Below are 26,328 nucleotides of genomic sequence, written 5' to 3'. Positions count from 1 at the left end.
AAGGGCGGCGGCATGCGATTGACCGGATTGTTCGCCGCCCTTTTGCTGGCCTGTGCCGCGACGCCAGCCTCGGCGCAGACCTTCGGTCCGCCGATCACGGGCCTGTGCCTGTTGTCGCGCGCGAACGCGATCAGCGCCTCGCGCGCGGGCCAGTCGATGCAGGCGCAGCTCAGGCAGATGCAATCCTCGCTAACGGGTGAACTCGCGCAGCGGCGCGCCGCCGTCGATCAGCAGCGCCGGCAACTTGAAGGGCGGCAGAACGCAATCGCGCCAATCGAATACCAGCGGCAACTCGCGGCCCTCAGCCAGCAGGCGCAAGCCATCGATCAGCAACAGAATGCCCGCTTCATCGCCGCGCAGACCAACGGCCAGCAGCAGATCGATCGCGCGCTGAACCAGGCGCTCGGCCGCGTTATCACGCGTAGCGTCTGCAGCCTGGTCATGGAGCGGGACCACGCCTATGGCTGGAACAACGCGATGGACATCACCCCAGCGGTCACGCGCGAGATGGACGGCATCCTGCAGGCGGTCGTCATCCGTTAGTCCCGCGCGGTCCTGACGCTAAACCCGGTGGCTGCGCGATCGCGTGCGCCCGCCTTCAGCCGCCACAGGATTCGCGGACGATCAGGTCGGTCGGAAGATGCTCGGGCTGATGGTCGGGGTTTGGGTCGAGCACCCGGGAGACGAGCTTGCGCCCCGCCTCCTGCGTGTTCTGCCGGATCGTGCTGAGCGCCGGCGTGCTGAGGCGCGCGAGCAGCATGTCGTCATAGCCGACCACCGATACGTCGTGCGGCACCGATAGCCCGGCACGGCGCAGTGCGCGGATGGCGCCGAGCGCGATCAGGTCACTGGCGGCGATGATGCCATCGAACGCGATATGCCGGCGCAGTAGTCGGGTGACCGCGGCTTCGGCCGATTCGAGCTCGAACTCGACCTGCGCGGCGAGCTTGGGATCGACTTCGAGCCCGCTTTCCTTGAGCCCCTCGAGATAGCCGCGGCGGCGCTGCTCCGCCTCGGGATCGCTGCCGCCGAGGAAGAGGATCTTCTTCCGCCCCAGCCGCGCGAGATGGAGCGTCGCGCGCCGCCCGCCCAGCAGGTTGTCCGAACCTACTGTGCCATACGCCTGTCCCGGCATGCGCGCGCCCCACACCACGAAGCGGGCATTGGTCGCCGCGAGGCGGTTGAACTCCTCGTGCAGCATGCTCTGGCCGAGGAAGATCACGCCGCTCGCGCGGCTGGTGGTGACCACCGACACCAGATCGTCATAGTCGGTCGGCGCGGTATGACTGACCGTGAAGTCGCAGCCGCGCGCGCGCGCCGCCTCGCCGATATTGGCCAGCAGCTCGAGGAAAAACGGGTGCGAGAGCGGCAGCGGCCCGCCGCGCATGTGCGGCGTCACGATCGCGATCGATCCCTCCGCGCCGATCGGCGCCGCGGGCATATGGCGGCGGAAGGGATATTCATGGTCCCGTGCCAGCGCCCAGATGCGCTGCTTGGTCCGCGTGCTGATCAACGGATGATCGTTGAGCGCGCGCGACACGGTCGAGATCGAGACGCCGGCGAGCCGCGCCAGATCCTCGAGCGTCGTATTGTTGTTGCCCGTGCTGTTCATTCGCCTCAAATTGACCTCTTCGCCGGCACCGGCGAGGTTAACGCACCGAAAGTGTGAGTTTGCAAGGAAGGGGAGAGGCACGCGGGGAGCATGTCGGCGCCGATGCCGCCGGTCCTCCCCCCATGCGCTTCGTGCAGATCTGGAACATGTGCCTCGGACTGTTCGGGGTGCAGATCGTCTGGGGCCTGCAGAACGTCAACACGAGCCGCATTTTCCAGACTCTCGGCGCCAATATCGACGAGCTCGCAATCCTGTGGATCGCCGGCCCGGCGGCGGGCCTGCTGGTGCAGCCGCTGATCGGTCATCTCAGCGACCGTACCGCAGGCAGGTTCGGGCGGCGGCGGCCCTATATCTTCACCGGGGCGACGCTGGCTGCGCTGGCCTTGTTCGCCATGCCCAACGCGCAGACGTTGTGGGCGGCGAGCCTGCTGCTGTGGCTGCTGACCGCGTCGATCAATGTCGCGATGGAGCCGTTCCGATCGCTCGTCGCGGACAAGCTGCCCGAGGAGCGGCGGACCAGCGGCTTCGCGATGCAGGTGTTCTTCATCGGCCTGGGCGCGGTGTTCGCGTCCGCGCTGCCGTGGATCCTCACCAACTGGTTCGGGGTGAGTGCGCATGCCGAGCCAGGGACCCTGCCGATATCGGTGCGCGTCGCCTACTATATCGGCGGCGTGTGCGTGTTCCTGGCGGTGGGATGGTCGGTGCTGACCACCTCCGAACGGCCGGTCCGCATCGATCCGGACCGGGCGGATGCGCATGTGATTCCCACCGCGGCCGGCGCCGCGGCGCTGATGCGCAGGGGATTGGCCTGGCTGCTCGGCGGTGCGGGCGTGGCGCTGGCCGCGTGGCTCGCCGGGGGCAAGCGTGAAATCTACCTGCTTGCGGCGATGGCGATGATTTTCGGGCTGGCCCAGCTCGCCGCGGTGTGGCTGCGGCGCCGGGGCAGGCGCTCGCTCGGCATGCTCGAGATCGTCGAGGACATCCTGCACATGCCCCAGCTGCTCGCGCGGCTCGCGATCGTGCAGTTCTTCACCTGGTTCGGCCTGTTCGCGATGTGGATCTATGCGACGCCCGCGGTCGCCGCGCGCCACTATGGCACCGCCGATCCGACCTCGCCCGCCTATCACGAGGCGGCCGACTGGGTCGGTATCCTGTTCGCCGGCTATAACGGCGTTGCGGCGGTTGGCGCGTTCCTGCTGCCCGTCGTGGCGGCACGGATCGGACGGCGCGCGACGCATGCCTTCTGCCTGCTGGCGGGCGCCGCGGCCTTGCTCGGCTTCGCGGTGATCGACGATCCGGCGATGCTGTGGCCGTCCGCGCTCGGCCTCGGCTGCGCCTGGGCGGCGATCCTGTCGATCCCCTATGCGATGGTCGCGAGCGCGGTGCCGCCGGGTAAGGCCGGGGTCTATATGGGCATCCACAACATGTTCCTGGTGCTGCCCCAGCTCGTCGCGGCGACGGTGCTCGGCCCGCTGGTCGGACAAATGTTCCAGGGGCAGGCGATCGCCGCCTTGCTTCTCTCCGCTGTCATGCTGGCGCTGGCGGCGCTGTGCACCTTCGCGATCCCCAGGCGTGGTGCGGCCTAGCGCGGGCAACGCCGGCGCATCCGATTCGGTGCCCGCACGTGAAAGAAGACCGCCCAGCATCGCCCTTCGTTATGCAAAGATTTGCATTACTTGCAATAGAAATTCGAACAGTGTTTCGACATGACGCTAAGGAGGGCTACATGAATATGCGCTAACTATCTCATAATAAATAGAATTCGTCGCATCCTGGGTTGCTGGAAACGCAATGCAAATTTCTGCTTGCCTCTTTGCGCAGTTTACGCAAAGTTACGCAAGTCAGATGGACTGGACTGCGCATGCGTCCGATTCCGCTGGGCAACGGACCGACCCCCAAGGGGCGGTCATGGGGAGGATGGGATGAAGGGAACGGACTGGGGCCGCGGCTGTCATGCCGCATTGCGCGGCGGCGTATCGCTGGCGGCGCTTGCAATCATCGCAATGGCAGGAGCGGCGCACGCCCAGGACGGCGCAACGACCGCGCAGCAATCGTCCACGGGTGACACGCCGCAGGAAGAAGCGCCGCGCGACGACATCGTTGTCATCGGCGTCCGCGCCGCGCTCGCCACGGCTCAGAACATCAAGAAGAACGCCGACACCTTCGTCGATTCGATCACGGCGACCGATATCGGCGCCTTCCCCGACAAGTCGGCCGCCGAAGCGCTTCAGCGCGTCCCGGGCATCACCGTCGGCCGGCTGCAGTCCGCCGACGATAGCACGCACCCGTCGGGCGAGCCGACCAGCGTGCTGATCCGCGGCCTCACCCAGGTCCGCACCGAATTCAACGGGCGCGACAGCTTCTCTGCCGATTCAGCGCGCGGCCTGCAGTTCAACGACGTGTCGCCGGAGCTGCTGGCGGGCGTCGATGCCTACAAGAACCAGACCGCCGAGATGATCGAGGGCGGGATCGCCGGCACCGTCAACCTGCGCACGCGCCTGCCCCTGGACCAGAAGGGGCTGCTGGTGACCGGCAGCGTCAAGGCGAACTATGGCGACCGTTCCGAGCGCTGGACGCACGAATTCTCTGGCCTGGTCAGCTATTCGGTCGATACCGCGATCGGGCGGTTCGGCATCCTGGGCAACTATGCCGAGAGCCATGTGGTGACGCGCACCGAAAGCGCCATCATGGACAAGATCGACACCTATTGCACCGCGGGCTTCGGCACGGCGGATCGCGCGATTGTCGGTGCCGACGGCACCATCCCGTGCACCGCCAACCCGTTCGGCGGCAGCGGCTGGGCCTATGCCCCGGACGGCATCCGCTATTCGCAGGTCGATTACGACCGCAAGCGCCGCGGCATCGCCGGCGCGGCCCAGTTCGAGAATAACGCGGGCACGCTCAAGGCGACGGTCCAATATATCGACTCGCACTACACCAATGCCTGGCTGGAGCGTGCCAGCCACACCGTCTTCGACGGCAATTATTTCGGCACGCGCGCCTTCAACCCGCGCTCCGGCTCCGTCCTGGCCGGCAGCAGCGGCCTGACCTTCGGGTCCAACGGCATGCTGCAATCGGGCCTGCTGACCCAGCCGCACGGCAGCTTCAGCGGCACGTTCGAGAGCGTGCAGGCGGCGATCAACGCCGGCTCTGCGGTTCCGGGGATGCCGTTCGTCAACTATTGCGGCGCCGGGGTGTGCGGCGCCAACCCGCGCAACGGCCTCTATTTCCAGAACGAGGCGCGCAACTTCGCGCACGAGGAGGGGACGAGCGATCTCTCGGCGAACATCCGCTGGGATCCGACCGACCGGCTTCACCTCAGCGCCGATGTGCAGTTCATCGACGCGTCGACCTACAATAACGATATTCTGGTCGCGACCGGGTCGATGGCCAATATGCAGTATAGCGTGAACGAGGACGGCACGCCGCGGGTCGAGCTGCTGCCGGGTTCCAACGTCAATTATGCGGCCGGCGGGCTCGCCAATCCGCACAATTATTGGCTCCCCTTCATCCAGGGCCATGTCGAGGACAATGATGCGCAAGAATTCGCCTTCCGCGCGGATGGGGAATATGAATTCGCCGGCGATGGCTGGCTCGACTCGCTCAAGGTCGGCGTGCGCTACGCCAACCGCCGCCAGAAGGTGCGCTACTCGACGTTCAACTGGACTCCGATCGCGGCGAACTGGAACTGTAACGGTCCGGGCTTCAACATCGATAACACCACTGGCGGGGCCTATCCGACCAATACCGGCAACTGCGCCGGCAATGCCGGCCACGCGCCCTTCCGGGGCTATGGCGCGGGCATCTGGGAATCGGCGAGCCTGGGCGATTTCTACGACGGCCAATCCTATCCCAACGGGCCGCTGGTCTATCTCAACCGCGCGACGCTCCAGGATTTTCCGAAGCTGATCTCGTCGCTGAGCGGCGCGGCGACCAATTCGCCGCTCGGCACCGGCTATACCGCGATCTGCGACCGCGCCGAGGCCACCGTGGACGAATGCTTCACCCCGGGCGAGGTGATGCAGATCCGCGAGCGGACCAAGGCGGCCTACGCCATGCTGCGCTTCGGCGGCAACGACAAGACCATCTTCGGCGACGTCACGCTGACGGGCAATGTCGGCCTGCGCGTGGTGCGCACCGAGGAGGAGAGCATCGGCAGCATCGCCTTCCCGGCGGCGAATATCTTCGACGGGTTGCCGGCCTGCAACGCGCCGCTCTCGGCGACCAACATCGTCAACGTCAGCTGCTACCTGACGCCGGCGATCCGCGCGTTCGCCAATGGCGCCGCGACGCCCGATACCTTCCAGTCGTCACGGACGGACTGGCTGCCGAGCGTCAATTTGCGGTTCGGTCTCGACGACAAGAACTTCATCCGCTTCGCCTATTCGAAGGCGATCTCGCGGCCCGACATCGGCCTGTTACGCAACACGCTGGCGATCAACGCGCCGATCATCAACACCACGCCGGACTCGCCCTACATCATCTTCAACTCCCCGACCGCGCCGAAGATCGCGGCCAATGTCGTGGGCTATAATTTCGTGTTCGCGGCGAATTCGGGCAACGCGGCGCTGAAGCCGCTGAGCGCGGACCAGTTCGACCTGTCGTTCGAGCGCTATATGGGGCAGAGCAGCTCGCTGACGGTCGGCCTGTTCTACAAGCAGCTGCACAACGCCCTCTCCTACGGCCAGTTCACGCGCACCATCCCCAACGGCGCCTCGACTCAGACCGTTCAGATCAACGGGCCGAGCAACGTCAAGAACGGCGGCAGGCTGATGGGCGTGGAGGTGGGGTACCAGACCTTCTTCGACTTCCTGCCCGGCTGGCTCAGCGGCCTCGGCACGCAGCTCAACTATACCTATGTCCACCAGTCGGGCATCCGCAACTCGAACCTCATCACCGCGTCGTCAAGCGGCGACATCGGGGCGTTCGGTGCGGGCCAACAGGCGCTGGGCGGCACGGGCTTCGTGATCGACTCGAAACGCCTCGCCGGCATTTCGGACCACACGTTCAACGCGGTCGCGCTGTACGAGAAGGGTCCGGTGGGTCTGCGCGTCGCGTATAACTGGCGGTCGCGCTACCTGACCCAGAATCTCGACTGCTGCATCGGCTTGCCGGTGTTCCAGAAGGCGGCCGGGTTCCTCGACGCGTCGCTGCGGGTCTCGCCGACCGACTTTCTCGAGCTTTCGATCGAAGGGAGCAACCTGCTGAACACCACCACCGTGTATCAGCAGCAGATCTTCGGCGACTCGCCGCAGACGCCCGGCGCCGCGGCCAAATATATCGACTCGGCCTGGAGCCGCGTCGATCGGCGGGTCCAGTTCGGCGTCCGGTTCAAATTCTAGCTTTCCCCTTGGCGCCGCCGCGATCTGCCGTGGCGGCGCCTTTTTTCTCTCGCTGATCGGTCGAGTCATGCAGATGCAGGCGAACCCCCGGCCCCCTTCCCGCCCACCCTCCGGCAACGCGTTCAGGATCGTGATCCTGGGCGGCGGCACGGCGGGCTGGATGTGCGCGGCTGGACTGGTGCGGCTGCTCGATCCCGCCGACTACAGCATCACGCTGATCGAATCCGACGAGATCGGCACCGTCGGCGTCGGCGAAGCGACGCTGCCGCACATCAAGACCTTCAACGACATGCTCGGGCTCGACGAGGCCGAGTTCCTGCGCGACACGCGCGGGAGCATCAAGCTGGGCATCGAGTTCGTCGGCTGGACCCGACCGGACGACCGCTACATTCACCCGTTCGGCACCTTCGGCGAACCCTGGGCGGGGGTGGATTTCCAGCATAGCTGGGCGCGCGCGCGGCTGGCCGGGCGCGATGTCGGCTCGCTCCAGGACTATAGTTACGCGATCGCGCTGGCCCTCGCCAACGGGTTCGAGCCGCCCAGCGAGGACATGAGCTCGATCCGCTCGACCTATTCCTACGCCTATCATTTCGATGCGGGCCTCTACGCCGCCTTCCTGCGCAACTGGGCGACCGCGCGCGGGGTCGAGCGCGTCGAAGGTCAGGTGATGGACGTAGGCCGAGACGCGGGCAGCGGCCATGTCGAAACGCTGACGCTCAAGTCCGGGGAGACGATCGCCGGCGACCTGTTCATCGACTGCAGCGGGTTCCGCTCGCTGCTCGTCGGGCAGACGATGGGCGTGGACTGGTGCGACTGGAGCCAATGGCTGCCTTGCGACCGCGCGCTCGCCGTGCCCTGCGAGCGCGTCGCGCCGCTCACCCCCTATACGCGTGCGACCGCGCAGCGCGGCGGCTGGATCTGGCGCATCCCGCTTCAGCACCGCACCGGCAACGGTTATGTCTTTTCGAGCAGCTTCTGCGAAGAGGACGCGGCGCATGCCACGCTGATGGCGGCGATCGACGGGCCCGCGCTTGCCGAGCCGCGGCTGCTGCGCTTTCAGGCGGGGCGCCGCGCGCGGGCGTGGGAGGGCAATTGCGTCGCGGTCGGATTGGCCGGCGGGTTCCTCGAGCCGCTCGAATCCACCAGTATCTTCCTGATCCAGGCTGCGGTCACCGATCTCGCCAACCTGATCCCGACGCGCGCGACCGGCATCGACCCGCGCCTTGCCGCCGAGTTCAACCGGCTCTTCGAAATCCACTACGACCGCGCGCGCGATTTCGTCGTGCTGCACTACGCCACCAACGCGCGCGCCGGCGAACCGTTATGGGATCATGTCCGCGCGATGACGCTCCCCGACAGCCTCGCGCACAAGATCGCGTTGTTCGAAGAGAGCGCGGCCGCGCCCGAGTATCAGCTCGGCCTGTTCTCGCGCGACAGCTGGTTCTCGGTGCTGGAGGGGCAGCGAGTGCTGCCGCGCGCTTATAACCGGCTGGCGGATCGCATCCCGCTCGATGCGCTCGAGGCGCGGCTGAACGATCTGCGCGCGCGCATCGCCGCCAGCGCGACGGGCCGCACTTCGCACGCCGCGTTCCTTGCGAATTATTGCGGTGAAGTCGAGCTGGAGCGCGTCCGATGAGCGCGCCGACGCGCATCGTAATCGCGGGGAGCGATACAGCGCTGTGGCTGAGCGCGGTAATGCTGGCGCGCGCGCTGGCGCCGGCGGAGGTCACGGTCACCGCTGTCGAGCTGCCCGGCAATCGCGGACCCGCCGACGTCCATCCCACGCTGCCGCCGCTGGAGGCGCTGCACAACCGCATCGGCATCGACGAGGCGGCGTTGCTGCGCATCGTCGGCGGCTGCTTCTCGCTCGGGCACAACTTCACCGATGCCTCGGGCATGGCACCGGCCTTCCTCCACGCCTATGGCGGCGCCGGCGCGCCGATCGAGGGCGCCGATTTCTTCGCCTATTGGCTCAAGGCGCGCCGGTACGGGCTGCCGGTTCCGCTGGAGGAATTCTCGCTTGCCGCAGCCGCCGCGCGGCACGGCCGGCTGCTGCTCCCGAACGAGGAGACCGAACTCTATGGCCGCAGCGACTATGGCTATCATCTGCCGGCCCTCGCCTATGCGCAGAGCCTGAGATCGCTGGCGGAGAAGGCAGGCGTCGCGATCCATCCGGCGGAAACCGCACGGCCGGTGCTGGACTCCGAGCGCGGCGATATCGTCGCGCTGGAGATCGGGAGCGGGCGGATCGAGGGCGATCTGTTCCTCGATGCGACGGGCCCGGAGGCAGCGCTGATCGCGGCGATCGACCCGGCGCGCGAAAGCTGGCGCGCGCAGTTTCCGGCCGATCGCATGCTCGCCGCGCGCGGGCCGGGCGTCGCGCCGATCCCGGTCTATGCCGAAATCCGCGCCTGGCAGGGCGGGTGGACCGCGCTTCACCCCGCGATCGCGCAGACGCACGTCGTGCAGGCCTATGTCTCGGGCGCATGCAGCGACGACGCGGCGCTGGACCGTGCCCGCTCGGCGAGCGGGCTGGCGCTGGACGATGCCGTCGTCCGGCCGCTCGATCCCGGCCGGCGGACGGCGTGGCGGCGCAACTGCATTGCGATCGGCGAGGCGGCGTGCGTGTTCGATCCGGTGCATGGTGTGGAACTACACGCGATCCAGCTCGGGCTGGTGCAACTGCTCGCGAGCTTCCCCGCCGGTAATGGCAGCTATGACGCCCGGCGCGCCGAATATAACCGCGTGATGCACGCCGCGTTCGAGCGAGTGCGCGATTTCCAGTCGGCGCATTATGCGCTCGCCCGCTATGCCGGGGGCTTCTGGGCGGAGGGTAGGGCCGCGCCGCTGCCGGAAGCAGTGGCGCACGCCATCGACCTGTTCCGCGCGCGCGGCGAGGTGCCGCCGTTCGAGGAAGAGAGCTTCCTGCCCGACAGCTGGCGCGCCTTGTTCATCGGCCACGGCCTCGTGCCCGACAGCTATCTGCCCGCGATCGATCGCACCCCGCCCGACGAGGTAAAGGCGCAGCTGCGGCGCATGCTCGGCTTTGTGCGGGAACAAGTGCTCGAGGCGCCGACCCATGATCAGTATCTCGCCCGCATCATGGCGCATTCGCATGGTTGAGCCGCCGTCATGAGCCCCCGGCGACCCGCTCCACTGAATCCGCCCTCCCCTGGAAGAGACTGCCCGATGATCCTGCGCATCCTGACCTTGCTTACCCTGGTTGCCGCGCCTGCCGCGGCCAGCGCCGCCGAGTGCGCGCAATCACCGGGCAAGGTGATCGAGTTGTGCGTGTCGGTGGCGCAGGGGGAGGCGCGCTACGCGGTCCGCCGCAACGGCAAGGAGCTGCTCGCGCCCGCGCGGCTCGGCCTCGACTTTAAGGGGGAGCCCGCCGCCCGGTTCACGGCACTGACCGTAGCCGGGCGGCGGGTTATCGACACCAGCTGGCAGCAGCCCTGGGGCGAGCAGCGGGTGATCCGCGACCATCATACCGAGCTCGGCGTCACGCTGACGGGTGACACGCCGCTCAATCGCGCGGTTCGCGTCGTCTTCCGGTTGTTCGATGACGGCTTCGGCTTCCGCTACGTCTATGACGCGATCCCCGCCGGCCAGGCGGTTGAAGTCGCCGGGGAACGGACCGAGTTCCGGCCGGGCGGCGCGTGGCAGGCCTGGTGGTACCAGGCGCTCGGCGCGGACCGCGACGAGTATCTCTACACCCAGACCGACGCCCGCCGCATCACGCTCGCCGAGACGCCGCTGACGATGAAGGGCGCGGACGGCGTCCATCTCTCGTTCCACGAAGCCGCGCTGGTCGATTTCCCGAGCATGCTGCTGCAGGCCGACGGCGCGGGCACGCTCAAGGCATGGCTCATGCCGCTGCCGGACGACGTCGCGGTGCGCAAGACCGGGCCGTTCGCTACGCCGTGGCGCACCGTGCTGATCGGCGACAGCGCCGCCGCGCTCGCCGACAGCCGGCTGACGCTCAACCTCAACGAGCCCAACAAGCTCGGCGACGTCAGCTGGTTCAAGCCCGGCAAATATGTCGGCGTGTGGTGGGAGATGCACCTCAACAAGACCAGCTGGGGCAGCGGCGCCTATCATGGCGCGACCACCGCCAACGTCAGGCGCTACATCGACTTCGCCGCCAAATACGGCTTCGACGGCGTGCTGGTCGAGGGGTGGAACAAGGGCTGGGACGGCGACTGGATCGCCAATGGCGACAAGTTCAGCTTCACGCAGGCCTATCCCGATTTCGATCTTCCCGCGCTCGCCGCCTATGGCAAGGCGCGCGGGGTCAAGCTGATCGGCCACAACGAGACCGGCGGCGCAGTCCCCAATTACGAGGCGCAGCTCGCGGATGCGCTCAAGCTCTATGCCGGCGCCGGGGTGTCGGTGATCAAGACCGGCTATGTCCGCCCCAGCGGTACGCTGGTCGACACCACGGGCGGCCAGCACTGGTTCGCCGACCAGTATCTGGTGCGCCATCATCTGCATGTGGTGGAGCAGGCGGCGAAGCGCCGCATCGCGATCAACACCCACGAGCCAGTCAAGGACACCGGCCTGCGCCGCACTTATCCCAACTGGGTCAGCCGCGAGGGCGCGCGCGGACAGGAGTTCAACGCCTGGGGTAATCCGACCAACCCGCCCGAGCATGTCACGATCCTGCCCTTCACGCGGATGCTCGCTGGGCCGATGGATTATACCCCCGGCATCTTCGACCTGGTGCAGGGCAAGACCGAGCTGATGCGCCGCGTGCAGTCGACGCTGGCGACGCAGCTGGCGCTCTATGTCGTGCTCTATTCCCCGATCCACATGGCGGCGGACCTGCCCGAGAATTACGAGGCGCGGCTTGATGCCTTCCAGTTCATCCGCGACGTGCCGACCGACTGGGAGGTGTCGCGGACGCTGGCGGGCGAGATCGGCGACTATGCCGTGGTGGCGCGCCAGCCGCGCGGCGGGCAGGACTGGTTCCTGGGCGCGGTGACCGACGAGAACCCGCGCAAGCTGGTCCAGCCGCTCGACTTCCTCGCTCCCGGCAAGCGCTACGAGGCGCAGATCTATCGCGATGCACCCGATGCGGACTTCCGGCACAACCCCGTCGGACTCGAGATCGAGCGCCGCGTCGTCACCCGCGCCGACCGCCTCGAACTGGCGCTGCGCCCGGGCGGGGGAGCGGCGATCCGCTTCAAGCGGCTGGACTAGGCGTACTGGGCGGGGGCAGCTCAACCCGTGCCTGCGGGATCACCGGCCAAGCTTGCTCCGCCATGAGGAAACCCCGTTGACCAGCTCGTCCGCGCGGAGCGTCACCGGATCGTAGAGCAGCTTGCCGCGCGCATCGATCACGTTGAAGCTCAGCGTCGGCACCTTTCCGGTCATGTCGAAGTCGAGGATCCCGGCATTGTTGATCCCGAGCAAGGGCGAACGGATCATCCGGTCCGGGACCATGGCAGCGATGCGCGCCTCGATCCCGTCGGCCGATTCCGCAAGGGCCTGGGCGAGCGCCGAGCTCACCAGGTCGTAGAAGTCGTAGCCGCCGCGCTCGGACCAGGGTGCGCAGGCGACATAGGGGAAATGCGTGTCCCCCGACAGCAGCACAACGCCCGTGATGCCCTTGTCGCGGATGAAGTCGAACAGGCGCGTGCGCTCATGCTGATAGGCGGACCAGCTATCGCCCCCCGGCCCCTTGAAGCGTGACCAGCCGCTCCCGCACGAGAGCAGCTTGAATGGGGCGCGGCTCGCCAGCAGCTGCTGCTTCAGCCACTCGAACTGGCCTTTCCCGAGGAATTCCTTGTCGGGGGTGTCCGCGTCGGCGTCGGGCGCGCGATGATAGCGGTCGTCGAGGAAGAGGAAATCCACCCCGCCGTAGGAATAGTCGAAGAACACCCCCGGTGTGTCCGGCAGGCCCGAGCTCGGGTTGGCCCAGAATTGCCGGAAGATCGCCAGCGCCTCGCGCCGGATCGGGTTGGTGCGGTCGTAATTGTCGAGCCCGTAGTCGTGATCGTCCCAAATCGAGAGCTGCGGCACGTTGCGCCCGACCGGCTGGAACGACGGCACGAAGCGCTGGCGCTGATATTCGCTGACCAGCGTCGCGGGGGTTATCGAATCGCCGTAGATGTTGTCGCCGAGCCAGAAGAAGAGGTCGGGGCGGTATTGCGCGACCGCGCGCCAGATCGGCTGCTCGGGATCGTTCTGGACTCGCGCGCACGAGCCGAAGGCGACGCGGAAGCGCGCCGGCGCCGCGGGGGCGGTGCGCACCTGCGGCGGCAGGCGGTCGCGCAGATACTTGTCCTGCTTGCCGTTGGAGAGGACGCGATAGTGATAGACCGTGTCGGGCTGCAGCCCCTCGACGTTGATGACCAGCGTGTAATTGTCCTCGGCGCGGGCGCGTTGCGGCGGCGTGCGCTTCCACGGGCCGGCCACGGGATCCGTCGTATACTCGACCACCGCGTCGAAATAGTCGCCGCTCAACTGCATCCAGATCGGCACGCTGGTCTGCGTGACCGCGCCCACCATCGGCCCGAGCATGAGGCGCGGCGTGCCGTCGGGATTGGTTTCGGCCCAGGCAGGGAACTGCGAGGCGACGCCGGCGGCGGCGGCGGTGGCGAGGAAGCTGCGGCGTGAGTTTTTCATGGGCCTGCCCGAACAAGAGCGGGAGGGCGACGCGGCGCCCTCCCGCGTGGAACCTAGAAGCGCTTCGAGACCGACAAGCGGAATTCCCGTCCGAAAATCTCGTAGCTCGAGATGAAGAACTTGTTGTTGTTGCGGTAGTTGATGTTCGCCGGGGCGGTCAGGTTCGACCCGGTCAACGAGAATTTGAGGTCGTTGCCGAAGGTGTAGCTGAGCTGCGCGTCGACCGTCTCGCGCGCCGCGCGATAATTGTCGAGATTGGGGTTCGCGCCGAACGCGCTGCCAGTCGCCGGACCCTGATAGGAATAGGCGACGCGCCCGGCGAATCCGCTCCGCTCGTAATAGAGCTGCGCGTTGTAGATCCGGTCCGCCTGGTTGAAGAAGGGCACGCGGCCGCTTGGACGGCCGGGGATGTCGATCTCGACCTCGGAGTCGATGAACGCGGCATTGGCATAGACGCCGAACCCGTCGAACGGCGCCGGCAGCTCGACAAAGTCCTTCTGCACGCTGATCTCGATGCCCTTGATATGGCCGGGATCGGCATTGGCGACGGTTTCCTCGACATAGGAGTCATAGGTCACGCCCTGGAACTCGTGGTCGCGGAACTCATTGACGATGCTGTACACGGCATTGTCGATGCGCTTGTAGAAGCCGCCGATCGATACCGAGCCGGACTTGTTCGGGAAATAATAGTCGAGCGACGCGTCGAAGTTCAGGCCCTTGTAGGGCTGAAGGTCGGGATTGCCGATCTCGACCGAGGCGTTGAGGTTCACGACGTCGTTGGCGGCATCGTAGGATTCGCTCACCACGACCGTCGAGATCGGTGCGATGTCGGTATAGTCGGGCCGGCCGATATTGGTCGTCACCGAGCCGCGCAGCAGCCAGTTCTTGCCAATGTCCCACCGCGCGACCAGCGCCGGGAGGACGTTGGTGTAGCTGTGGCGGCGCGAGATATCGATGATGTCGCTGGTCGTGAACGGCACCTCGCCGAGGCGCGAGCGACCCGCCGGGATGCCCGGGTTGGAGGTGACCGACGCGACGAAGCCCTGCGCGAAGATGTCCGAATTGGTATGCTCCATCCGCGCGCCGGCGATCAGGCTGAGGGACGGTGTGACATGGAAGTCGAGCATCGCATAGCCGGCGTAGATGTTCTCATCGAGCCGGTAGTCATTCTCCATGGAGTTCGCCGCTGCGCTCACCGCGTCATAGGTGAAATACTCCGGATGCGCGTCGAAGAAGGCCTCGTAGCCGGCGCGGTTGGGCGCGATCAGGCTGAGACCGGAGATCGGCTTGTAGGGCTCACCGCGGCCGTCCGCGAAGTTGAGGTAAAGGCCGTCGAACCCGGCCAGCGATGTCACCGGGCCGGTGAATTGGTAGCGATAGTCGCTGTCGTCGACCGACTTGTCGCGCAGGATGAACTTGCCGCCGGCGCGGAGCTGCAAGTCATGATCGCCCAGCTCGCCGTCCCATGTCACGTCGAGATTGCCGGTCCAGGTCTCCTCGATCACCGTCGAGGTGACGCCGCGCAGGCGATAGACCCGGTTGAAGCCGGGGTCGAGGAAGGTCAGGCCGTTGCCGAGCGCGGTGTTGAACCCGGTCGGCCGCGCGATGCCGCGCTCGTCGAACGCGAAGGTGATCGCCGGGCTCTCGCTCGGTAGCGCGCCCAGCGTGTCGGTGATCGATTCGAAATAGCGCTGGTAGGGATTGAGCTCCTTGGCGGTGGTGTAGTTTAGGTTGGCCTGGACGGTCCAGGCGCTGCCGAAGCGCTTTTCGCCACCGAGGACGAGCTGATGCACCGGCCGCTGCTGGACCTCGACGCGGTTCTCCATCTGCGAGCGGTAGCCCGCATAGCCGAACTCGGTGAGCGAGGTCGGGTTGAGGATCGGGCGCCGCACCGCGGGCGCGGCAACCGCCCGCCCCTGGAGCCCGCGGATCGTGATCTGCGGACGCGTGCGGTCGTCGTCATACTGGGTGAAATAGTAGCGGAGCCATGCCCGCGTGCCCTCGTCCGGGCGGTATTCGACGTTCACCGAGCCGCCGTAGCGATGCTTTTCGCCGACCGACTGGGCAAGCACGACGCTCGTCGGGAAATAATAGTCCGCCGGGAAGCCCGCCGCGGTCTGCGGCGATGAGGTCGTATAGCTCTGCGACGTATATTGCTTGAACCAATATTCGCCGCTCGCGAACACCGCGAGCGTGTCGCCAAAGAATTTGTGCGCGAAGGCGACATTGCCGGAGAAAATCCGGTTGTCCTTGCCGAGATCATTGTAGCCGGCTTCCGCGGCGACATTGAGATAGGTGTCCTTGTAGTCGAAGCCGGTCGGGGTCACGATGTTGACCGTGCCGCCGATCGACTGGCCGTCCATATAGGGCAGGGTCACCTTGTTGATCTCGACCCGCGAGAGCGCGCTCGAGCTCAGCACGTCGAGCGGCGCCGCGCGGCCCGACTCGCCGTCGGTGTCCGAGACCGCGATGGTTTGGCCGTTCATCGTCACATTGTTGAGGATGGGGTCGGCGCCGCGGATCGAGACATAGCGGCCCTCGCCCTGGTCGCGGATCAGATAGACCGAAGGAAGCCGGCGCAGCGCCTCGGCGATGTTGGTGTCGGGCAGCTTGCCGACATCGTCCGCCGACAGCACGTTGACGAGATTATCGGCCTTGCGCTCGACGTCGCGCGCCTCCGCCAGGCCTTCACGAAAGCCGTTCACGACGACCTCCTCGGTGGGGGGCTCGGCGGGGACCTCCTCCTGCGCCGCGCCGGCGGCCTGTGCGCCCTGGACCAGGACCAGCGAGCCGGGAGCGGATTCGGTCACCCGCAGGCCGGTTCCGGAGACCAGCCGCCGCGCGGCCTCGGTGCGGGTGTACCGGCCGCGCAGCGCCGGGCTCGTGTGCCGCGACACCACTTCGACGGGGAAGGCGATGCTGATGCCCGCCTGCCGCCCGAACTCGTTGAGCGCCGCGCCGAGCTCCTGGGCAGGAATGTTGAGGCTGACCGTCTGCTGCTCGGCAGCCGCCACCTGCTGCGCATGGGCCGGAGACAGGAACGGCGAGGCGGAGGTGAACATGGTTGCGCCCAGAAGGGCGTGACGAAGCAGCGGCATTTGTGGTTCCCCTGAAGACGCGGCCCGTCGTGAATGCTGGACCGTTCGACAGGCCGGATGCGCCGGCGCGGGAAAACCGCTAAAGCGGAGCAAATTTTTTCGGCCGGCCCCGCGTCAGGTGGATTCTCGGCGCAAATCTCCGTTGGAACGGAGGAAAGACGCGACGACACGTTTCGCCGCCGGATCCCCGAGGCGAGTTCATTGGTTGTGGCCCAAAATCTTAGTTCATAGATCGGCGCCGTGCCCGCGCCAGGGCATGCATGCCCGGTCGTCAAAAGGGGAGCGAGGCATGACCACGTCGCAACGTGCCAGCCTGAAAACGGGACTGCTGTTGAGCGCGGCAATCATCCCGGCGGCGCCAGCGCTGGCACAGACCTCGTCCCAGACCGCGCCGCCCGCCGGCCAGGCGGCGCAACCGGTTGCGCAGCCGGAGGCGGAAGAGGACCAGGAAATCGTCGTCACTGGCCAGACGTCGCGCGGCCGCCCGCTCATCACCGCCTCCGCCGACATCACCTATGCGACCCGCGAGGATATCGACCGCCGCGCGCCACGCTCCACCGCCGACATGCTCGAACTGGTTCCCGGCATCTTCGTCGAGGGCACCGCAGGCGAACTCTCCAACAACTATTCGGTCCGCGGCCTGCAGGGCGGCGGGCAGCGCTTCGTCCAGCTCGAGGAGGACGGGATGCCGGTCCTCTATCAGGGCGGCGGCGCCGATTTCTTCTTCTCGCAGGACCTGACGATCGACCGGCTGGAAGCGGTGAAGGGCGGCTCGTCGGGCGTGCTGACCGTCAACGGCGCGGGGGCCACGATCAACTTCATCTCGCGCCGGCCCAACTTCACCGAATTCGAGGGGAGTGCGCGCGTCACCGGCTATGATTATGGCCTGAAGCGCGCCGATCTATATCTCTCCGCGCCGATCGCGGAGAATCTGGCGTTCAACATTGGCGGCTATTTCCAGACCAGCCCCGGCGTGCGCCGCAACCCGTTCGATTATGAGGGCTATCGCGTCAAGGCGATGCTCGAATACCGCTTCGACAGCGGCGGGTTCGTGCGGCTGACCGGCAAGATCGGTGATCTCAAGACCGCCTATTATGCCGGCATGCCCTATACCTATAATGACGGCGACCCGGGCGCGGTGCCGGGCCTCGACCCGCAAAAGGACAATATCGGCGGCGACGCGTTCGCGCGCATCTCGGTGCCGGTGTCGACCTTCGTCGAGGCCGACGGGTTCCGCGATTTCCGCCTCACCGAAGGGGTGCGTGCCAAGACCAAGCAGATCCGGCTCGATTTCGAGAAGCCGGTGACCGACGGCCTCGAGCTGTTTGCCCGCGCCCGCTATCTCGACTTCAGCTACGACTTCAACGGCCTCTTCCCGGGATCGGGCACCGGCAATGCCGGGCTCGCCAGCGCCGTCGACTATCTGACGCCGGGCGTTTCGCCGCTCGACGGCATCCAGGTGGGTGGCCTCGGCTTCCTTGAGCGGGGGGCGCTCGCCTTCCCGACCGCGGCGCGCTTCGGCATTCGCAACCTGCGCACCGGCGTGGTGCTTGGCGCGAACCAGACCGCCGAGCTCAACGCGCTGAACGGAAACGGCTTCCTCCAGCAGACGATCCTCAACCACGACTATGTCGAGGGGCATGACTTCGGCGCCAATCTGGGCTTCCGCTGGGAAGCCGAAGGCGACGGCTTCAAGAATTCGCTGACCGCGGGCGTGATGTATTACGACGTCAGCCGGTGGCAGAACCAGTCGGCGGTCGCGCCGGTCGTCAACGACGTCAAGAACAACAGTGACATCTATGACATCGTCGCGCTCGATGCTGGCAACAACGTCATCGGCACGCTGAGCGACAACGGCCTCATCTCCTATGGCGACTGGGGTGTCGGCATCCGCGAGCGCAAGGACAGCTCGATCTCGGTCTACATCAACGACGAGCTCGCGATCGGCGACAATCTCAACATCGATGCCGGCATCCGCTGGGAAAGCGTCGATGCGACGTTCCGCGACGGCAACGGCGCGGCGGTCAACCAGCCGGTGCCGGCCGGCGTCGGCGGGATCGTGCGGACGGTGGGACCGACCTGGGACGGCACCTACACCGTCCGGCGCGCGACGCAGGAGAAGACCGCCTGGACCGTCGGCGCCAATTACCGCATCACGCCCAACCTCGCCGTCTATGCGCGCTATGCGCTCGGCTTCCAGACCAACAATGTCGATCCGATCACCGAGATCGAGCTCTACGAGGCGGGCGTCCGGCTCCAGCTCGGCCGCTGGTTCAACGGGTCGGCGACGGTCTTCCGCACCAACTTCAACGACCAGTTCTACAACTTCATCGATCCCGCCGACCCGACCCGCCAGCAGGCCTTCCTGGCCGACCTCAGCACCCAGGGCGTCGAGATCGACGTCGTGGTGCGGCCGATCGAGTGGTTCTCGGTCAACTTCATCGGCGTGTTCCAGGACCCGACGCTCAGCAACCTCCGTCTCGATGGCGTCGCGCAGCCGGTCTATGACGGCAACCGGCCGGAGCGTACGCCGGCGCAGCTCTATACGATCACACCGACGATCAAGCTGCCCAACGGCTTGGGCGAGGTCTATGCGCGCTACAAATATATCGGCAAGATTTTCGCCGATTCCGGGAATGGCGTGGCGCTGCCCGGCTATGGGGTGACGGGCGTGGGCGTCAGCCTCAACCTGACCGAGCGGTTGCAGGTGAGCTTCGATGCCGACAATATCTTCGACGTGATGGGACTGACCGAAGGCAACCCGCGCCAGGGGCAGACGCAGAATGCGGACTCGGGCTTCTTCTATGCCCGCGGCATCACCGGCCCGTCCTTCGGCGGCTCGGTGACGCTGAAATTCTGATGACGGTGCGGATCGCGCGCGGGCTGATCGCGGGAGCCGGCCTGATCGTGGCCGCGCCCTCGCTCCCGCCGCCCGCGCCGGAGCTCAGCTACCAGCTCACCGAGGGCCAGAACCTCAATGCGTTCGTTCGCGACGGCAAGGTGGCGGCGCATCTGCTGCTGCGTGCGGGCACCGATCCGCGCATCCTGGTGGCTTTCCCGGCGGGAAACAGCGGCGTGGGACTGTGGTTTGACCGCGTCGCGGCGCCAGTGCGCTGGCGGCTTGAAGGCGCGCCGCAGCCGATAACCCTCGCAGACGGGAAGGGGCGTCCGCTCTACGGCATCCGTGCGATCGCGACGGTCGATGGGCCGCGCCTCGCCATCAGGCAGACGGTCCTCTCCAATGTCCGCTTTCTGCGCGACTATCAGGCGATCGGCAAATTCCCCGCCGAAGTGGCGGCGCCGATGCGCGTGGAGGGCAATCGGATCAGCTATGCGCGCGACCGGCTGGACGGTGCGCCCGGCTATCGGCTGGAGCTCAACATCCTCGACGGGCGGGTCGAGCGCGGAGCGATCGCCGCCGGGCCGAGCGGCCGGATCCGGATCGAGATCGTGGCGGCGAGCGGCGATCCGCCGCTCACCGGCTTGACCTTGCCCGAGCTGCTCAACGACCGCGCGGCGGACGACGCGGCGGCGCGCGATGCGCTGCATTTCCTCAGCTATCGCGAGAAGTTCCTGGCGGGCTCATGGCGGTTCAACACCTATTTCGGCCGCGACACGCTGATGTCGATGCGGTTGCTGATGCCCGTGCTTCAGCCGGCAGCGATCGAATCCGGCCTCGGCTCGGTCCTCGCGCGGCTCAATGCGGCGGGGGAGGTGGCGCATGAGGAGGGGCTGTCGGAATTCGCCGTCGTCGAGCACCGGCGCGAGGGACGCGGCGGCGCCGCGGCGACGCTCGACTATGCGATGATCGACGACGACTTCATGCTCGCGCCGGTGGCGGCAAGCTATCTGCTCGACCGTGCCGATCGGGATGCGGCGCGCGCCTTCCTCGCGCGCGAGCTTCCGAGCGAGGCGCAGCCGGGCCGGGTCGAGCCGGCTGGCGCCGCGCTGGTGCGCAACCTTCGCTTCGTTCTCGATCAGGCGCGTCCCTTTGCCGAAGCCCCCGCCGCGGCCCGGCTCGTCGCGATCAAGCCCGGCCGTTTGACCGGGCAGTGGCGCGATAGCGAGGAGGGGCTGGGGCGCGGGCGCTATGCCTATGACGTCAATGCCGTGTTCGTTCCGGCCGCGCTCGAAGCAGCCGCGCGCCTGCTCCGCGCCGGGCTGCTCGACCCCTATCTTCCTGCCAAGGACCGGACGGCTTTCGCGCGGGCCGAGGCGATGGCAGCGGTCTGGCGCGACCGCGCGCCGCCGCTGTTCCGCGTCTCGATCCCGGCCGCGCGCGCTGCGCCGCTGATCCGCGACTATGCGGCGCGCGCGGGTGTGCCTGCGGGACCCGCGCTGGCGGCGCTTGGTTCGGCGCCGCTCAGCTTCCATGCCATCGCGCTCGACGATGCGGGCGTGCCGGTACCGATCCTCAATTCCGATGAAGGCTTCGCGCTGCTGTTCGGCGATCCTTCGCCGGCTGATCTGGACGCCTATGTCGGTGCGGTCATGCGTCCCTTTCCGGCCGGCCTGATGACCGATATCGGCCTGCTCGTCGCCAATCCGGCATTGGCGGGCCAAGAGGTGCAGGCGCGCTTCACCCCGGCCGCCTATCACGGCACCGTCGTGTGGTCGTGGCAGCAGGCGTTGCTTGCCGCCGGGCTCGAACGGCAGCTCGCGCGGCGCGAGCTGCCCGAAGCGACCCGTGCGGGGCTCCGGCAAGCGCAGGCACGGCTGTGGCGCGCGATCCAGGCGACGCGGACGCTGCAGAGCTCCGAGCTATGGTCATGGACCTATGCCGGTGGCCGCTATCAGGCAGTCGCGTTCGGCGCGGGGCGGCGGGATGTCGACGAATCCAATGCGGCGCAGCTCTGGAGCACGGTCTATCTCGCCGTCCGTCCGCCGACCGCAAGCGGGGGGCGATAGCGGCTCAGGCGATCAGCGCCGCCAGCGCCGCGTCATGTTTGGGCTGTGCCGCCGCGGCGCGATTCATCGCCTCGACGATCTGCTGAAGCTGCGTGCGGTTCACTGCCGGATCGATCGTGTCCGCTACGGGATGATAGCCCTCGGCGGTGACCCCCTGACCGTTCAGCACCGCGAGCCAGCTCGCCTCGCGGAACAATTCCTCGCTGCCGAGCATCAGGCGCCCGGTCCGGCGATATTCGCGCTCGCGCTCGACCAGCGTGTCGGGCAGCGCCATGTGCCGGCATTGTGTCCACAAGGGCTCGGGCTTGTCCTCGGTGGCATGATAATGGAGGATCAGGAAGTCCTTGATATTGTCCATATCCGCGCCGAACAGCGCGTTGAAGCGTGTGGCCAATGCGGGATCGCAGCCGCGATCCGGGAATAGCGTCAGCAGCTTGGCGATCCCGCTCTGGATCAGGTGGATGCTGGTCGATTCCAATGGCTCCAGAAAGCCCGCCGACAAGCCGATCGCGACGACGTTGCCGATCCAGGCGCGGTGCCGGCGCCCGGCGGTGAAACGCAGAAAGCGCGGTTCCGCCAGCGCCGCGCCGTCGAGATTGGCGAGCAGCGTGGCCGCCGCCTCGTCGTCGCCCAGAAACGTGCTGCAATAGACATAGCCGTTGCCGGTCCGATGCTGGAGCGGGATGCGCCACTGCCACCCGGCCGCGCGCGCGGTGGAGCGGGTATAGGGCGTGGTCTCGGCGACGCGTTCGCTCGGCACAGCGACCGCGCGGTCGCAGGGCAGCCAGTGCGACCAGTCGTCATAGCCGGCCTGCATCTCGCCCTCGATCAGCAGCGCGCGAAAGCCCGAACAGTCGATGAACAGCTCGCCCGGCAGGCGCTCGCCGCTGACGGTGGTGAGCGCGGTGACGAAGCCCGTCTCGGGATCCCGTTCGACTTCCGCCAGCCGTCCTTCGATACGCACGATGCCCAGCGCCTCCGCCAGTTCGCGCAGGTGGCGCGCGTAGAGATTGGCGTCGAAATGATAGGCATAGCCGAGCGTCGAGAGGATCGAGCGCGCGTCGCTCGTCGGCTTGGCGAAGCGGTTGTCCAGCGCCAGCCGGGTGGCGAGCGAGAAGGCCGGAAGCGGCAAGTCGAGCCCTTCCGCCCGTGCCTTGAGCCAGCGGTGATGGAACGCGACGCCGGGCAGCGGCACGCCATATTGGCCAAAGGGATGGAGATAGCGGTGCCCGGGCCGCGCCCAGTCGACGAACTCGATCCCGAGCTTGAAGGTCGCCTTGGTCGCGCGCAGGAAGGCCGCTTCGTCGAGCCCGGCAAGCTGGTTGAACCAGTGGATCGTCGGGATCGTCGCTTCGCCGACCCCCACGGTGCCGATCTCCTCCGATTCCAGCAGGGTGATGGAAAGACGCTGGCGGAAGGTCCGCGCCAGCGCCGCCGCCGTCATCCAGCCAGCGGTGCCGCCGCCCAGGATGACCACTTGGCCGATCCGCCCCGCTCCAGCTGGATCAATGCGCTCCACGCAATGTCTCCCTCGGCATCGGCATAGCCCTCGGTAGCGTTTAACTCGATCTTTTTGCGCGGAACCGGGTCAGCAGGCCGCTTGCGTTCTAAGTCGTTGCCGACGGCGTGTTGAACGCTGCGACCATGCCCGCGGCGATGGACAGCGCGATCTCCGCCGCGCCGAGCGCGCCGATGTCGAGCCCGGCGGGCCCCTGCACGCGTGCGCGATCGTGCGGCGTCACGCCTGCGTCCGCCAGGCGTTCGAGCCGCGCCGCATGGCTGCGCCGTGATCCCAGCGCGGCGACATAGCCGGTCGGCGCGGCGAGGGCGGCGATCAGGGCGGGGTCGTCGATCTTCGGGTCGTGGCTCAAGGTGACGACCGCGGTGGCCATGTCCGGCCGGCGCCGGGCAATCGCCTCGTCGGGCCAGCCATCGTCGAGCTCGCAATCGGGGAAGCGCTCCGCCGTCAGGAAACGGCCGCGCGGATCGATCACGACCGCCATGACGCCGACCTGCCGGGCAAGCATGGCGAGCGTCTGGGCGATCTGGACCGCACCGACGATCAGCAGGCGGCGGGGCGGATCGTAGCGGTTGACGAAGCCCGGGCCGTCGCCTTCGCGGCTCGACCCGGTTTCGAGATCGGTCGAGATGATGAGACGCTCGCCGGCATCACGGGCCTGCGCGATGCGATCGAACAGGGCGGGCGGAAAGCCCGGATCGGAAATGGACTGGACCAGCACGGCGATTTCGCCGCCGCAGGGCATGCCGACTTCCCACGCTGAGGCATCGGAAACGCCATAGCGTTTGAGCATGGCGGGCGCGCCGGCGATGACCTCGGCCGCTGCCTGGAGGATGTCGCCCTCGACGCATCCGCCGGACACCGAACCCTCGAAGCGGCCGTCGCCATTAATCAGCATGTGGCTGCCGGCGGGGCGCGGCGCCGATCCCCAGGTCGAGATGACGGTCGCGAGCGCCATGCGATCGCCGCGCCAGCGCGCCGCCGCGTCCAGGATGATGTCGATGTCGCTCACGCTTGTGCCGGGACTTGGCTCACGCGGTCGGCAGCCGTTCGAAGAACTTGTCGAGCGTGATCGGATATTCGCGCACGCGCACCCCGGTGGCGTTGTAGACCGCGTTCGCCACCGCCGCGGCCACGCCGCAAATGCCGAGCTCGCCGACGCCCTTGGCCTTCATCGGCGAAGACAGCGGATCGGCCTCGTCGAGGAAGATGCATTCCTGGTGCGGGATGTCGGCATGGACCGGCACCTCGTAACCCGCGAGGTCGTGGTTGACGAAGAAGCCGAAGCGCTTGTCGACCGCGAGCTCCTCCATCAGCGCGGCGCCGACTGCCATGGTCATCGCGCCGATCACCTGGCTGCGCGCGGACTTGGGGTTGAGGATGCGCCCTGCGGCGCACACCGCGAGCATGCGGCGCACGCGCATCTCGCCGGTATGGGCATGCACCGCCGCCTCGACGAAATGCCCGGCAAAGGTCGATTGCTGGTAGCGGCGGGCGAGATCGCCGAACTCGATCGCGTCCTCGACGACGATTTCCCCGTCCCGGGCTGCGTCGCCGAGCGCCACGCTGCGCCGCCCGGACCGCACGCGGCCGCTGCTGAAGGTCACGGTGGCCGGATCGAGGCCGAGCTTCTGCGCGACCGTCTCGCGCAGCTTCATGCACGCGACATAGACTCCCGAGGTCGAGCTTGCCGCACCCCATTGCCCGCCCGATCCGGCCGACACCGGAAAGGTCGAATCGCCCAGCCGCACGTCGACCCGGTCGAGCGGCACGCCCATCGTCTCCGCCGCGGTCTGCGCGATGATCGTATAGGTGCCGGTGCCGATATCGGTCATGTCGGTCTCGACCGTCACGCGCCCGTCGGCGGCGAGCCGCACGCGCGCGGCCGATTTCATGGTCGGCGCGTTGCGGAAGCCCGCGGCGACGCCCATGCCGACCAGCCACTGTCCGTCGCGCACGCTGGCGGGAGTCGCCGAGCGCTTGCTCCAGCCAAACCGTTCGGCGCCCTGGCGCAGGCACTCGACCAGCTGGCGCTGCGAGAAGGGCTTGGGCGGGTCCTCCGGTACGACCTGCGTGTCGTTGAGGATGCGGAACTCGACCGGGTCTATGCCGAGCTTCTCGGCCATCTCGTCGATCGCGATCTCGAGCGCCATCATGCCGGGCGCCTCGCCCGGCGCGCGCATCGCATTGCCCTCGGGCAAGTCGAGCACTGCGAGGCGGCACTGCAGCATGCGGTTCTCGCCGGCATAGAGGAAGCGCGTCTGCTGCACGCCGTTCTCGATGCCGCCGCCGGGCAGGTCGCCCGACCAGTTCTCGTGCCCGATCGCGGTGATCTTGCCCTCGCGCGTCGCGCCGAGGCGGATGCGCTGGATCGTCGCCGGGCGGTGCGGCGTGTTGTTGAACATCAGCGGCCGGGTCAGCGCGACCTTGACCGGGCGGCCGGCGGCCTTGGCGCCGAGCGCGGCGAGGATCGCGTCGGCGCGGACGAACAGCTTCCCGCCGAAGCCGCCGCCGATATAGGGCGAGACCAGCCGCACCTTCTCGCGCGGGATGCCGAGCGTGCGGGCGACGTCGCCGCGGCCCCAGTTGATCATCTGGTTCGCGGTCCACAGCGTGAGCTGGTCGCCCTCCCACGCCGCGATGCTGGCATGGGGCTCCATCATCGCATGCGCCTGGTCGGGGGTGTGGTAGGTCGCGTCGATCGTCACTGGCGCCGAGGCGAAGGCGGCGGCGAAGTCGCCGAGCTTGAGATCGGCCTGCTCGCGCGAGGGCTGCGCGGAATCCTTCGCGGCATGCAGATCGAACGCGCCCTTGCCGCGGGCATAGTCGACGCGGACCAGCGCGGCGGCGGCGCGCGCCTGCTCGAAGGTTTCGGCGACGACCAGCGCCACCGCCTGGTGATAATGCTGGATCTCGGGGCCGCCGAGCAGGCGGGCGGTGTTGAAATTGCCCTTTTCGAGCTTGCCGGCATTGTCGGCGGTGATGATCGCCAGCACGCCGGGTGCGGCCTTCGCGGCGGTGAGGTCGATCGCCTCGATCCGCCCCTTGGCGATCGCGGCGCCAACGACATAGCCATAGGCCGCGTTCGGCGCGGGCTGCTCATAGGCGTACGGCGCCTGGCCGCACACCTTGAGCGGGCCGTCGATACGGTCGGTGGGCTTGCCGACGACCTTGAGCTGGTCGATCGGGTTGGTCCCGGCGGGCGTGTCGAACTTCATC

General features: G+C 67.5%; 14 protein-coding genes. 8 read left to right on the top strand and 6 right to left on the bottom strand.

The window, feature by feature from the left end:
* The first annotated feature begins 12 nt into the window (after nucleotides 1–12).
* Complete coding sequence (locus OK349_RS07270) at nucleotides 13–543, top strand: OmpH family outer membrane protein (RefSeq protein ID WP_265117149.1); 531 nt, start codon at nucleotides 13–15, stop codon at nucleotides 541–543.
* A 55-nt stretch (nucleotides 544–598) separates the two neighbouring features.
* Here OK349_RS07270 and OK349_RS07265 read toward each other — a convergent pair whose 3' ends face one another.
* Complete coding sequence (locus OK349_RS07265; protein ID WP_265117148.1) at nucleotides 599–1,612, bottom strand: LacI family DNA-binding transcriptional regulator; 1,014 nt, start codon at nucleotides 1,610–1,612, stop codon at nucleotides 599–601.
* Nucleotides 1,613–1,734: 122 nt separating this feature from the next.
* Here OK349_RS07265 and OK349_RS07260 point away from each other — a divergent pair, with 122 nt between their 5' ends.
* From OK349_RS07260 to OK349_RS07240, 5 genes are all read left to right on the top strand, one after another.
* Nucleotides 1,735–3,198 (top strand): MFS transporter, encoded by a 1,464-nt coding sequence (locus OK349_RS07260; RefSeq protein ID WP_265117147.1) that lies wholly within the window; start codon nucleotides 1,735–1,737, stop codon nucleotides 3,196–3,198.
* A gap of 336 nt (nucleotides 3,199–3,534) precedes the next feature.
* On the top strand, nucleotides 3,535–6,954 hold the full coding sequence (locus OK349_RS07255; RefSeq protein WP_265117146.1) for a TonB-dependent receptor: 3,420 nt from the start codon (nucleotides 3,535–3,537) through the stop codon (nucleotides 6,952–6,954).
* 73 nt (nucleotides 6,955–7,027) lie between these two features.
* Nucleotides 7,028–8,590, top strand: a complete 1,563-nt coding sequence (locus OK349_RS07250) for a tryptophan halogenase family protein (RefSeq protein WP_372340569.1) — start codon at nucleotides 7,028–7,030, stop codon at nucleotides 8,588–8,590.
* The gene (locus OK349_RS07245; RefSeq protein WP_265117144.1) at nucleotides 8,587–10,077 is read left to right on the top strand and encodes a tryptophan 7-halogenase; all 1,491 of its coding nucleotides are present in this window, start codon (nucleotides 8,587–8,589) and stop codon (nucleotides 10,075–10,077) included. Before OK349_RS07250 ends, OK349_RS07245 begins: the two co-directional genes overlap by 4 nt.
* A gap of 66 nt (nucleotides 10,078–10,143) precedes the next feature.
* A complete protein-coding gene (locus OK349_RS07240) occupies nucleotides 10,144–12,156 on the top strand; it encodes a glycoside hydrolase family 97 protein (protein ID WP_265117143.1) in 2,013 nt (670 codons plus the stop codon).
* A gap of 39 nt (nucleotides 12,157–12,195) precedes the next feature.
* Here the strand turns inward: OK349_RS07240 and OK349_RS07235 are convergent, their stop codons facing one another.
* Together OK349_RS07235 and OK349_RS07230 are read right to left on the bottom strand one after the other, a co-directional pair.
* Nucleotides 12,196–13,584, bottom strand: a complete 1,389-nt coding sequence (locus tag OK349_RS07235; RefSeq protein WP_265117142.1) for an alkaline phosphatase D family protein — start codon at nucleotides 13,582–13,584, stop codon at nucleotides 12,196–12,198.
* A 53-nt stretch (nucleotides 13,585–13,637) separates the two neighbouring features.
* Nucleotides 13,638–16,682, bottom strand: a complete 3,045-nt coding sequence (locus OK349_RS07230) for a TonB-dependent receptor (RefSeq protein ID WP_265117141.1) — start codon at nucleotides 16,680–16,682, stop codon at nucleotides 13,638–13,640.
* Nucleotides 16,683–16,971: 289 nt separating this feature from the next.
* Between OK349_RS07230 and OK349_RS07225 the strand changes: the two genes are divergently transcribed.
* A complete protein-coding gene (locus tag OK349_RS07225) occupies nucleotides 16,972–19,542 on the top strand; it encodes a TonB-dependent receptor domain-containing protein (RefSeq protein WP_265117140.1) in 2,571 nt (856 codons plus the stop codon).
* Nucleotides 19,542–21,590: a hypothetical protein gene (locus OK349_RS07220; protein ID WP_265117139.1), complete on the top strand. Its 2,049-nt coding sequence runs from the start codon at nucleotides 19,542–19,544 to the stop codon at nucleotides 21,588–21,590. The genes OK349_RS07225 and OK349_RS07220 overlap by 1 nt, the downstream gene beginning before the upstream one ends.
* A gap of 4 nt (nucleotides 21,591–21,594) precedes the next feature.
* On the opposite strand, the gene OK349_RS07215 is transcribed toward OK349_RS07220, so the two are convergent.
* From OK349_RS07215 to paoC, 3 genes are all read right to left on the bottom strand, one after another.
* Nucleotides 21,595–23,109 carry a tryptophan halogenase family protein gene (locus tag OK349_RS07215; RefSeq protein WP_265117138.1) on the bottom strand — a complete coding sequence of 505 codons (1,515 nt, stop codon included), beginning with the start codon at nucleotides 23,107–23,109 and terminating at the stop codon, nucleotides 21,595–21,597.
* Between the two features lie 88 nt (nucleotides 23,110–23,197).
* The gene (locus OK349_RS07210; protein ID WP_372340540.1) at nucleotides 23,198–24,121 is read right to left on the bottom strand and encodes an XdhC family protein; all 924 of its coding nucleotides are present in this window, start codon (nucleotides 24,119–24,121) and stop codon (nucleotides 23,198–23,200) included.
* Between the two features lie 19 nt (nucleotides 24,122–24,140).
* Nucleotides 24,141–26,327, bottom strand: coding sequence for an aldehyde oxidoreductase molybdenum-binding subunit PaoC (gene paoC / locus OK349_RS07205; protein ID WP_265117137.1), 2,187 nt, complete (start codon nucleotides 26,325–26,327; stop codon nucleotides 24,141–24,143).
* Nucleotide 26,328 lies beyond the last annotated feature (1 nt).

Source organism: Sphingomonas sp. BT-65 (assembly GCF_026107375.2).
Taxonomy (GTDB): domain Bacteria; phylum Pseudomonadota; class Alphaproteobacteria; order Sphingomonadales; family Sphingomonadaceae; genus Sphingomonas.
Note: the sequence above shows the minus strand (reverse complement) of the source record. Positions and strands in the feature narration are given on the sequence as shown.